Genomic DNA, 9,971 nt, shown 5'->3' with positions numbered 1-9,971 from the left:
CACACCGGAAGCGACTTCACTGAGAACTGCGCCGATTTTGGTTTCAAATACGCCGCCGTCCAGCTCCCCGATAAATGCCTGCACATCAGTACTGCGTTCGCTAGCCATTTTGCTGCTCCCCATCATATCGACCCTGCAGGGTCGGTTGGTTTCTCCACAAAACAGAGAAGAACACCTGCGGTGGCAGCCGCCCGGATGGATTGGGTTATGAGCCCGTCGTCCGGTGATGCTCTTCTCTGTTTTGTAAAAAGGACGGTACCAGCCGGAAGCAAGGGTACAAGCTGATACCGCCAGGACTACACACAGCATAAAGTTGTGGTGCCGGGTGCCTCCCGGTGCCTGGCGAAGGTTGCACACCAGGCGGGTGGGTATCCACAGAAGGTCGACTGTCAGCCTCAACCTTAACCCGCGTGCGCTGAGCCGCATTCACCACAACGCTAAGGATTCTCTCTGGTTGAAAATACTTAGCTGTTATGTGCCTGCTTTTAGCCACATCAGGCGAGGTGGACCTAGTTATTCCCCAACAACAAGGATTTGGTTAATCTGGATATCCCCAACAACTAGCTGAGTATTCAACGTGATAGCTGAACTGTCTGCGGCTATGGCCGCTATAAAGGAGACTGCCGGTCTTGCTAAGGTTATTAATGACGCGAAAACGGATGCAGAAGTTAAAGCTGCAACCATTGAACTCCAGAACAAACTAATCACGCTTCAGGCAGAATGCTTCTCTCTTGGCGATGCGATCCGCCTTCGTGATGAAGAGGTGATGCATCTCAAAGCAAAAATTGCAGAGTTTGAAGATTTTTGTGCCAAGGTAGAAGGATATGTCCTTGATCAGCTTGACTCTGGTGCTTTTGTTTACTCTAAAAATGAAATTGTGAGTGGAAAAGAAATAACTGTGCATCTGTGCCCACTTTGTTATTCCAAAAATATAAAATCGATACTTCATCCGCTTCCAGTAGGTAAAACTTCTCATTTTCTTACAAGCCGTTGCCTTCACTGTGAAAATAAATTTCTTATGGAAAAAAATCCGATGTACGAACGACCAAGATCATTACGTGAGTTGGGGCGAGATCTGAATTCGCCTTGGATTCCTTAAATCTTGCATTGGTTGGATGATACCCAGATTGTTAAAGAGCTAAGCGTCCTGTAGGGCGCTTTTTTGTTGCTAACGAATCATCCTGGACTTCATATGCCCCAGGCGGCTACTTCGTGGGCGTCCTGCCTGTTCGTTATCTTTGATATAAAATCTAACTTAACTTAGTTATTATGGCAAGAGAAAACACCAAACTTTTCTTAGTTCGGTGCCTTAGTTAGAGAAGAGAGGTCTTAGAGTTCGTATTGAACTCCTTTGACTACACCAATGATAAGGCAATTACCATTGATAGGGATGTTGGGATACCGAGGATTTAATGGCACTAAAAACTTTTGAGGGCCATCGATGACTAATTTTTTTACTGTAGCTTCGTTTGTTCCATCAAGTCGAGCGATGACTATTTTTCCATGACGAGGTTCTGCATCTGGATCTACAATCACTGTTGCGCCTTCTGGTATTGTTGGGAGGCCATTAGGGTTAGTCATGGAGTCACCTTTAACCTCTAATGCAAATGAGTTATCACCAATCTTTAATGATGTATCTACCCACTTGTCCACTTCACTAAACACTTCTGCTGCCCTGCACTCAGTAAACTGCCCAGCCTGAACCCACGATATTACAGGAACTCTGCGCATGTTTGTGACGAGTTTGCCTTCAAACTCAGCACCATAAAGAATGTAATCTATTGACGTATTGAAGAACTTCGCTAATTTCGAAAGTGCCTCCCCACCAGGGGTATTGATGTCTTTCTCCCAGTACCCCACAGCAACGTCGCTTACTCCACAAAATTTACCCAATTCTTTCTGGGACGTTCCGGTAACTCTTCTCAGAGCTTTTATACGCTGACCAACCGTTTCCATAGGAGCACCATTTCTTGAATTGCTAAGTAATCTTAGTTTTTATTGACCAAAGATAGATTTGTAATTAGCATCTAATAAAACTTAGTTTGGAGGGCGTATGACAACTGACGATATCGAAAGCTACTTCGGCAGTATTGAGAAAGTTGCTGCTTTTTTCGGCATAACAACTGAAGCCGTTTATCAGTGGCGAAACCGTCCGGGCCAGTTAATTCCAAAAGGACGTGCAGCAGAAGCTGCATATAGAACTTGCGGACGGTTGCCATTTAAACCTGAGCTTTATGAAAAATCTAATGGATAAATCGATTAACAGAAACCACAGAACGATGAGGCTAACCGTGGGTAAGCATCACTGGAAAGTAGAAAAACAGCCTGAGTGGTACGTGAAAGCTGTCAGAAAAACTATCGCAGCGTTGCCGGGTGGTTACGCTGAAGCAGCTGACTGGCTGGATGTAACAGAAAACGCATTATTTAACCGCCTTCGTGCCGATGGCGATCAGATTTTCCCGCTGGGATGGGCAATGATTTTGCAACGTGCTGGTGGAACTCACTTCATTGCTGACGCTGTGGCGCAGTCTGCAAATGGCGTCTTTGTGTCTCTTCCTGACGTCGAGGATGTGGACAACGCCGATATTAACCAGCGCCTGCTGGAAGTCATTGAACAGATTGGCAGTTATTCCAGACAGATTCGTTCGGCAATCGAAGACGGTGTGGTGGAACCGCATGAGAAGACAGCAATTAACGACGAGCTGTATCTCTCAATTTCGAAGCTGCAGGAGCATGCAGCACTGGTCTACAAAATCTTTTGCATTTCAGAAAGTAATGACGCCCGCGAGTGTGCAGCTCCGGGCGCCGTGGCGTGTCGTGACTGTGGAGAAACTAACGCATGAACAGTTTAACAACACACTACCGTCGCTCGCAACTGATTGCGCTTCCTGTACCGGGTGGAAAAGCGAAGGTGGAGTATTGCTATGCAGTTAATGTACCAGGTGACAGGGAAATTGTAACCCACAGCTTTGCTGAGTGGGCTGTGGGTGATTTCAACCGGCAGAAGGAGACAGTCCTTTGCGACAAGTTAACCGCTGGTTCAAAGATCACTACGGAGTGCCCGTCAGAGTCATTCGTTGGGAGCCGGAAACACAACGAGTTATCTACCTCCGCGAAGGCTATGAGCATGAGTGCTTCAGCCCGCTCGAACAGTTTCGTCGTAAATTCAGGGAAATAGAGGTCGGTCATGAGCACTAAATTAACCGGCTATGTATGGGATGGTTGCGCTGCATCAGGCATGAAATTATCCAGCGTGGCAATTATGGCCCGCCTGGCTGATTTCAGTAATGACGAAGGTGTGTGCTGGCCATCAATTGAAACTATTGCCCGTCAGATTGGCGCGGGGATGAGTACCGTCAGGACGGCTATCGCACGGCTGGAAGCAGAAGGCTGGTTAACGCGTAAGGCGCGTCGCCAGGGTAACCGCAATGCGTCGAATGTTTATCAGCTTAACGTTGCGAAGCTTCAGGCAGCGGCATTTTCTCAACTGTCAGATTCTGACCCGTCAAAATCTGACGCATCAAAATCTGACCCGTCAAAATTTGATGCGTCGAAATCTGGCAAAAAAGCGGGTTTTCACCCGTCAGAATCTGGCGGGGATCCGTCAGTAAAATCAAAACATGATCCGTCAGATAAAAAACCTTCTCGTCCGGACGCTTCGCAACCGGACACGCAGACGGATGAACAGGATTTTTTAACTCGCCATCCTGATGCGGTTGTATTCAGCCCTAAAAGGCGCCAGTGGGGAACGCAGGATGATTTGACCTGCGCACAGTGGCTCTGGAAAAAAATCATCGCCCTGTACGAGCAAGCCGCCGAATGTGACGGCGAGGTGGTTCGTCCCAAAGAACCGAACTGGACAGCCTGGGCAAACGAAATTCGCCTGATGTGTGTACAGGATGGTCGTACTCACAAACAAATCTGCGAGATGTACAGCCGCGTCAGCCGCGATCCGTTCTGGTGCCGTAACGTGCTCAGCCCGTCGAAGTTGCGGGAAAAATGGGATGAGCTTTCCCTGCGCTTATCACCGTCCGTCAGCACGTACACCGAAAAACGCGAAGACCCGTACTTCAAATCCAGTTACGACAACGTGGACTACAGCCAGATCCCGGCAGGATTCAGGGGGTGATCATGAGTCTGTTAAATGACGTTCAGAAATTCATTGAAGCCCATCCGGGGTGTACTTCCGGAGACATTGCGGATGCTTTTGCAGGTTACTCACGGCAGCGCGTTCTGCAGTCAGCAAGCAAGTTACGTCAGAGTGGGCGTGTGGCTCACCGTTGTGAAGGAGATACACGCAGACATTTCCCGCGCCTGACTGAGAGAGCGCAGGAGCCGGAACCACAACCAGTTCGTGAAACCAGACCTGTGCGCAATTTCTATGTCGGCACTAACGATCCCCGGGTGATTTTGTGCCTGACCCGCCAGGCGGAAGAACTGGAGTCCAGGGGCTTATACCGTCGTGCTGCAACGGTGTGGATGGCGGCATTCCGTGAAAGCCACTCCCAGCCAGAACGAAACAATTTTCTGGCGCATCGTGAGCGGTGCTTACGGAAAAGCAGCAAGCGCGCTGCATCGGGTGAAGAGTGGTATCTGTCAGGGAATTACGTGGGGGCTTAATGAGTAATAAATATTGCCAGGCGCTGGTGGAGCTGCGGAACAAACCAGCCCATGAACTGAAGGAAGTGGGCGATCAGTGGCGCACGCCGGACAACATTTTCTGGGGAATTAACACCCTGTTTGGCCCGTTTGTTCTGGATCTGTTTACTGATGGTGATAACGCCAAATGTGCCGCTTATTACACTGCGGAAGACAACGCGCTGGCGCATGACTGGTCAGAACGTCTTGCGGAGCTTAAAGGTGCTGCCTTTGGTAATCCCCCGTACAGCCGCGCCAGTCAGCATGAGGGGCAATACATCACCGGCATGCGTTACATCATGAAACATGCCAGTGCTATGCGTGATAAAGGCGGGCGCTATGTTTTCCTGATCAAAGCTGCCACCAGCGAAGTTTGGTGGCCGGAAGATGCAGACCATATTGCTTTTATTCGCGGGCGTATTGGTTTTGAACTGCCAGCCTGGTTTATCCCGAAGGACGAGAAGCAGGTGCCGACAGGCGCTTTCTTCGCTGGTGCTATTGCTGTTTTCGACAAGACCTGGAAGGGACCGGCAATCAGCTACATCGGGCGCGATGAACTTGAGGCATGTGGTGAGGCCTTTCTGGCGCAGGTTCGCCAGCAGGCGGAAAAACTGGTCAGGGAGATGGCGGCATGACGACATTAACTCAATGCCAGCAGCAGGTGCTGGATATGCTGATTTCTTACCAGAAAGAACGTGGCTTCCCGCCAACCAATCAGGAGGTGGCAACCATGCTGGGATACCGTTCAGTGAATGCAGCGGTGGAGCATCTTCGCGCACTGGAGAAAAAAGGTGTCATCACGATAAAGCGTGGCGTGGCCCGGGGGATAACGCTTCATACCGCGGTGAAGGACGACGACAGCGAGGCGGTCGGGATTATCCGCTCACTGCTTGCCGGTGAGGAAAACGCAAGGCTGCGTGCAACCCACTGGTTACATGAGAGAGGCCTGAAAGCATGAAGCTGATCCTGCCTTTTCCGCCCAGCGTGAACACGTACTGGCGACACCCCAACAAAGGGGCATTTGCTGGTAAGAGCCTGATAAGCGCGGCGGGGCGAAAATTTCAGAGCGCGGCGTGCGCAGCAATAGTTGAGCAGTTACGTCGTCTGCCAAAACCAACGTCGGCACCTGCTTCAGTGGAGATCGTGTTGTTTCCTCCGGATAACCGGATCCGCGATCTGGACAACTATAACAAGGCGCTGTTTGACGCGTTGACCCACGCGGGTGTGTGGGAAGACGACAGACAGGTGAAAAGAATGCTGGTGGAGTGGGGACCGGTTATCCCGAAAGGGAAGGTCGAGATCACTATCAGTAAGTATGAGAAACCGGCGGGTGCAGCCGCCTGATTAAGAGGAGAAACGAAGTATGAATAATCTGATGGTTATTGATGGTATTGAAGTTCGTCGTGATGTTTATGGGCGTTACAGCCTGAACGATCTGCATCGCGCAGCAGTAGCATCTGGTGCAAATGCCAGAACCAAGGAGCCAGGAAAGTTTCTTTCCAGCCAACAAACTGTTGAACTTGTTCATGAATTGACCAACACCCAGAATTTGGGTGTTGACCCGGTGAGTGTGATTCATGGGGGAAATGAACGGGGAACGTATGTCTGCAAGGAACTGGTGTATGCCTATGCAATGTGGATCAGCCCGTCATTCCATCTGAAGGTGATCCGTACTTTCGATATGGTAACCAGCGCACCGGAAAAATTATCCGGACAGGCTGCTGACAAGATGCAGGCTGGCGTGATCCTGCTGGACTTTATGCGCCGGGAGTTAAACCTGTCTAACTCTTCAGTGCTTGGTGCCTGTCAGAAACTCCAGGAGGCTGTTGGCTTACCGAATCTGGCACCGCGCTATGCCATTGATGCTCCTGCTGATGCACACGATGGCTCAAGTCGCCCGACACTGTCACTGAGTGCACTGCTGAAACAGTATGGTATACGCCTGACGGCTAATCAGGCATATCACCAGATGGTGAAACTGGGGATCGTCGAGCAGCGCGAACGATACAGCCGTACCGCGATTAACAACATCAAAAAATTCTGGTCGCTGACAGCGAAAGGTTGCATGTTCGGCAAGAACATCACCAGTCCCGCAAATCCGCGCGAGACGCAGCCGCATTTCTTCGAATCCCGATTCCCTGAGCTGTTAAAGCTGCTCGATACCGTTCATTGAGGTGACCGTGAGAGCACTACTGACCCCTGAAATTGCCCCGCGTATGGGGATCGTATTGTTCAGGCCAGGTTCAGAGCTGATGCCCCTGTTTATGCAGGGGCGTGTCCTGCTGGAGCCTGAGCCGGAGCGTTATTCATCTTTCGCCAGTGGTGCCGTTCCGGCGGCATCACAACCGCTGGCGGATGATCCTGCCGTTCGGGCCGTGTTCCGCAATGAGGCAGTGATCCGTCGTGCTGGTGGCGTGGAATGTCTTGAAAGCTGGTTACTTCGTGAAAAAGGCTGCCAGTGGCCTCATTCCGACTGGCACAGCGAGAACATGACCACAATGCGACACGCTCCGGGTGCAATCCGTCTGTGCTGGCACTGCGATAACCAGCTGCGCGATCAGTTCACGGAACGGCTGGAATCAATGGCAACGGATAACTGTGCCCGCTGGGTGTTGTCTGTTGTGCGTCGGGATCTCGGTTTTGATGACAGTCACGTTGTGACAATGCCGGAACTGTGCTGGTGGCTGATTCGTAATGATCTGGCGGATGCCTTACCGGAAAGTGCAGCCCGTAAGGCACTGAGATTACCGAGGCCTGTTGTGCCGTCTGTTACCCGGGAAAGTGACCTTGTGCCTTCGGTTCCTGCCACCAGCATCATCCAGGATAAGGCGAAAAAGGTGCTGGCGCTGAAAGTGGATCCGGAGTCGCCGGAGTCTTTTATGTTACGCCCAAAACGTCGCCGCTGGGTTAATGAAAAGTACACGCGCTGGGTTAAGACACAGCCGTGTGCATGTTGTGGAAAGCCCGCTGATGATCCCCACCACCTGATAGGTCACGGTCAGGGTGGAATGGGAACAAAAGCGCATGACCTTTTTGTGTTGCCTTTGTGCAGAAAGCATCACGACGAGCTGCATGCGGATACCGTGGCATTTGAAGAGAAGTATGGCTCCCAGCTGGAGCTGATATTTCGTTTTATCGATCGTGCGCTGGCAATTGGCGTGCTGGCCTGATTTTGTGGAGAAAGTTGATGCGTGATATTCAAATGGTTCTGGATCGTTGGGGAGCATGGGCGGCGAGTGATAGTTCAGGAGTAGACTATTCTCCTATAGCTGCTGGGTTTAAAGGGCTTCTTCCCTATACAAGCAAAACACGTCAGGCATGTTCAGATAGTGATGCATTAATTATTGAAGGTTGTCTTGCTCGTCTAAGGCAAAAAAGGCCGGACGAACATTCGCTTCTTGTTGCCCATTACCTATACGGTATCTCTAAAAGAAAGCTCGCCAAGGCTCGTAAAAAGGATGAGAAACTAATACGCATTGAGATACAGATGGCTGAGGGGTTTATTGATGGCTGCCTATCGATGCTGGAAATTAGTCTAGAGATGGACCCCGAAATTAAAGATTGATTATTGAAGCCCGATTACTCGGGCTTTTGTTCCACATCTCGAACATAGAGAATTACTGCTGACTTAATGTCACCATCGACGTGTTTTGCGTTAATGCTCAAATGTACAGGCTTTCTTTCCCACTCAGCTCGCTGCAATGCTTCTTTGTTTCCGGATTCATCAAGGAAAACATCCTGAACTACGCAGGTTAGACGTTGGTCGGTATCTACGCGTCGGACCTTAACTTTGAAACTCTCTGGGTCAGTATTATTGACTTCTTCAATTCGGTAAATACCATCAATCCTCATTTCTGATGAACGTCTACGAGCATTCGTAACCAACTCTTTCGCCATTTCAGAATCAATAGTAACGCCATCAATTTGAGCGTTATCTGAACGCACAAAGGATTTGACCATTTGGGTTTTAGCGTCATACGACATACGGTCCATGTTATCGAGAAGTGGTTTTTCCGCAATCATTTCTGAAATAACCCGCAGGCGTTTAGTTTCTTGCTCGCTCATGATCTGCATAGTCCGGAGATGTTCTTTCTCTCCATCCTTAGCAATTTCTGCAAGGCGAATATCTTTACGGTTGTCCAAGAACCGTTTAAATACTGTTACTCCGCCCCAGATGACTGCTGCGCCGAGAACAGTAAACATGATCTCAGTTGCGTTCATTTTACCAACAAGTTCCTGTGTGAGTTTGGTTAAAAAGCCATCAATGTTGATTTCTACTATTGAAGAACCCTGTTCTACCGTAACTTCTATTTCTAGGGCATCAAGTTCTTCTTTGGTCAGTTTGCGGACGTCAGGGACACCGTACTTGGCAAGGGCATATGATTTGTTGATTTGAGCTTGCATTTCAACAAATCCCTTCATAACTGAAGGTGTTAGCGATCTGTTGAATTTTTCACCGGTTAATCTGATGGTAAGGTTTGGCCATCCGTTGAAACTTAAACTGTCAGGTAAACCATAACCATCAAGATAGCTTTCAAGCAAATCGAAGGCTTGCTGCTCAGATTCAATGTCTACATGAATCTCATCAAACTTATCCAAAAATATGTCCTCATTCTAAGCCAACTGTCACCGTGAGGTTTGGCAACGCCTGCTTTATTTTTCGTTTTAAGCTGTGTGGCAAAAAAATAATGGAAAAACAGATAAAAATCACTAACGCGGTCCGCATTTTCTAGATTACTGTGTTAAGAGTGGTTACTTCGCCACACAACTTAAACCCGCCGCTGAGCGGTTTTTTTGTACCTGTAAACTTGGTGCAGCACAGTAAACACGCTGGTGGTCGTGAATACTGACTTTTTATCTTGCTGGCTTTTTAGACAAGAGTTATTGGTATGTCATGTTAACCAGAAGGGAAAAAGACATGCTAAAACAGCAAGATATGACAGAAACCGCCGCCGCAGTCCTTCATTTCTTACCTGCTGACAAGTGGGTAACGCCACGCATGATGACGAGAACTACCGGAGTAAGCGAAGCCCGGTGCCAGTTAATACTGACTCAGTTAGTTCTGGCGGGTCTGGCGAAGGATAACGGCGGGTACGGGAATAAATTCAGACGCTGCCAGTAATGGCGGTTTCCTGCTGTGAAAATGGGCGGCTGGTGGGTGTTGGTAGCACCTGCCAGCCATTCGCTCATGCTTACTTGTCACAAGCGAACCACGGCCCACTGCTTTAGCGCAAAAGCAGAGTGAGCCTACCAGAGTTACGCTTACTGATCCATGAAAAATACTGTAAAAATAAACAGTGTTGATTTAATCAACGCTGATTGCCTGCATTTTA

15 protein-coding genes and 3 pseudogenes are annotated in these 9,971 nt (G+C 49.2%); 14 read left to right on the top strand and 4 right to left on the bottom strand.

The genetic code is table 11. The features are described from left to right. Together yfdP and K0778_RS23825 are read right to left on the bottom strand one after the other, a co-directional pair. Window positions 1-108: pseudogene (gene yfdP / locus K0778_RS27920) on the bottom strand (protein YfdP); the annotation flags it as partial. A gap of 14 nt (window positions 109-122) precedes the next feature. After that, a pseudogene (locus tag K0778_RS23825) lies at window positions 123-433 on the bottom strand (hypothetical protein). A gap of 144 nt (window positions 434-577) precedes the next feature. Between K0778_RS23825 and K0778_RS23820 the strand changes: the two are divergent. Then, the gene (locus tag K0778_RS23820) at window positions 578-1,099 is read left to right on the top strand and encodes a hypothetical protein (protein ID WP_000559913.1); all 522 of its coding nucleotides are present in this window, start codon (window positions 578-580) and stop codon (window positions 1,097-1,099) included. A 230-nt stretch (window positions 1,100-1,329) separates the two neighbouring features. On the opposite strand, the gene K0778_RS23815 is transcribed toward K0778_RS23820, so the two are convergent. Next, window positions 1,330-1,956, bottom strand: coding sequence for a LexA family transcriptional regulator (locus tag K0778_RS23815; protein ID WP_000450735.1), 627 nt, complete (start codon window positions 1,954-1,956; stop codon window positions 1,330-1,332). Window positions 1,957-2,053: 97 nt separating this feature from the next. Between K0778_RS23815 and K0778_RS23810 the strand changes: the two genes are divergently transcribed. The 11 genes from K0778_RS23810 (at window position 2,054) to K0778_RS23760 (ending at window position 8,203) form a co-directional block, all read left to right on the top strand. Next, on the top strand, window positions 2,054-2,254 hold the full coding sequence (locus K0778_RS23810) for a Cro/CI family transcriptional regulator (protein WP_000205494.1): 201 nt from the start codon (window positions 2,054-2,056) through the stop codon (window positions 2,252-2,254). Between the two features lie 37 nt (window positions 2,255-2,291). Then, window positions 2,292-2,843 (top strand): protein YmfL, encoded by a 552-nt coding sequence (ymfL, locus tag K0778_RS23805; RefSeq protein WP_001434539.1) that lies wholly within the window; start codon window positions 2,292-2,294, stop codon window positions 2,841-2,843. Between the two features lie 175 nt (window positions 2,844-3,018). Beyond that, window positions 3,019-3,198, top strand: coding sequence for a DUF4222 domain-containing protein (locus tag K0778_RS23800; protein ID WP_001250269.1), 180 nt, complete (start codon window positions 3,019-3,021; stop codon window positions 3,196-3,198). Further along, window positions 3,188-4,129: a helix-turn-helix domain-containing protein gene (locus K0778_RS23795; protein WP_153449134.1), complete on the top strand. Its 942-nt coding sequence runs from the start codon at window positions 3,188-3,190 to the stop codon at window positions 4,127-4,129. The genes K0778_RS23800 and K0778_RS23795 overlap by 11 nt, the downstream gene beginning before the upstream one ends. Beyond that, a complete protein-coding gene (locus K0778_RS23790; protein ID WP_077878187.1) occupies window positions 4,126-4,620 on the top strand; it encodes a PerC family transcriptional regulator in 495 nt (164 codons plus the stop codon). Before K0778_RS23795 ends, K0778_RS23790 begins: the two co-directional genes overlap by 4 nt. Further along, window positions 4,620-5,273 carry a phage N-6-adenine-methyltransferase gene (locus tag K0778_RS23785; RefSeq protein ID WP_000066917.1) on the top strand — a complete coding sequence of 218 codons (654 nt, stop codon included), beginning with the start codon at window positions 4,620-4,622 and terminating at the stop codon, window positions 5,271-5,273. Before K0778_RS23790 ends, K0778_RS23785 begins: the two co-directional genes overlap by 1 nt. Next, a complete protein-coding gene (locus tag K0778_RS23780; protein WP_000210169.1) occupies window positions 5,270-5,596 on the top strand; it encodes a LexA family transcriptional regulator in 327 nt (108 codons plus the stop codon). The genes K0778_RS23785 and K0778_RS23780 overlap by 4 nt, the downstream gene beginning before the upstream one ends. Further along, a complete protein-coding gene (locus K0778_RS23775) occupies window positions 5,593-5,982 on the top strand; it encodes a RusA family crossover junction endodeoxyribonuclease (protein WP_000767103.1) in 390 nt (129 codons plus the stop codon). Before K0778_RS23780 ends, K0778_RS23775 begins: the two co-directional genes overlap by 4 nt. A gap of 19 nt (window positions 5,983-6,001) precedes the next feature. After that, complete coding sequence (locus K0778_RS23770) at window positions 6,002-6,811, top strand: KilA-N domain-containing protein (RefSeq protein ID WP_024219727.1); 810 nt, start codon at window positions 6,002-6,004, stop codon at window positions 6,809-6,811. Between the two features lie 7 nt (window positions 6,812-6,818). Beyond that, window positions 6,819-7,808, top strand: a complete 990-nt coding sequence (locus K0778_RS23765; protein ID WP_047653674.1) for a DUF968 domain-containing protein — start codon at window positions 6,819-6,821, stop codon at window positions 7,806-7,808. A 14-nt stretch (window positions 7,809-7,822) separates the two neighbouring features. Then, the gene (locus tag K0778_RS23760) at window positions 7,823-8,203 is read left to right on the top strand and encodes an antiterminator Q family protein (protein ID WP_080086273.1); all 381 of its coding nucleotides are present in this window, start codon (window positions 7,823-7,825) and stop codon (window positions 8,201-8,203) included. 14 nt (window positions 8,204-8,217) lie between these two features. Here the strand turns inward: K0778_RS23760 and K0778_RS23755 are convergent, their stop codons facing one another. Next, a complete protein-coding gene (locus tag K0778_RS23755) occupies window positions 8,218-9,237 on the bottom strand; it encodes a hypothetical protein (protein ID WP_000357056.1) in 1,020 nt (339 codons plus the stop codon). A 319-nt stretch (window positions 9,238-9,556) separates the two neighbouring features. On the opposite strand from K0778_RS23755, the gene K0778_RS23750 reads away from it, so the two are divergent. Together K0778_RS23750 and K0778_RS23745 are read left to right on the top strand one after the other, a co-directional pair. Continuing rightward, entirely contained in the window at window positions 9,557-9,760 is a 204-nt protein-coding gene (locus tag K0778_RS23750) for a hypothetical protein (protein WP_000917724.1), read from the top strand. 150 nt (window positions 9,761-9,910) lie between these two features. Beyond that, window positions 9,911-9,971 (top strand): annotated as a pseudogene (locus tag K0778_RS23745) (site-specific DNA-methyltransferase); the annotation flags it as partial.

This window comes from Escherichia sp. XD33 (assembly GCF_019375075.1).
GTDB lineage: Bacteria > Pseudomonadota > Gammaproteobacteria > Enterobacterales > Enterobacteriaceae > Enterobacter > Enterobacter flexneri_A.
Note: the sequence above shows the minus strand (reverse complement) of the source record. Positions and strands in the feature narration are given on the sequence as shown.

Bases quoted from the DNA above. Each gene is read 5' to 3' on its own strand.
- K0778_RS23810 (WP_000205494.1), top strand. From the start codon at position 2,054: ATGACAACTGACGATATCGAAAGCTACTTCGGCAGTATTGAGAAAGTT.
- K0778_RS23770 (WP_024219727.1), top strand. From the start codon at position 6,002: ATGAATAATCTGATGGTTATTGATGGTATTGAAGTTCGTCGTGATGTT.
- K0778_RS23785 (WP_000066917.1), top strand. From the start codon at position 4,620: ATGAGTAATAAATATTGCCAGGCGCTGGTGGAGCTGCGGAACAAACCA.
- K0778_RS23795 (WP_153449134.1), top strand. From the start codon at position 3,188: ATGAGCACTAAATTAACCGGCTATGTATGGGATGGTTGCGCTGCATCA.
- K0778_RS23780 (WP_000210169.1), top strand. From the start codon at position 5,270: ATGACGACATTAACTCAATGCCAGCAGCAGGTGCTGGATATGCTGATT.
- K0778_RS23815 (WP_000450735.1), bottom strand. From the start codon at position 1,956: ATGGAAACGGTTGGTCAGCGTATAAAAGCTCTGAGAAGAGTTACCGGA.
- K0778_RS23775 (WP_000767103.1), top strand. From the start codon at position 5,593: ATGAAGCTGATCCTGCCTTTTCCGCCCAGCGTGAACACGTACTGGCGA.
- K0778_RS23750 (WP_000917724.1), top strand. From the start codon at position 9,557: ATGCTAAAACAGCAAGATATGACAGAAACCGCCGCCGCAGTCCTTCAT.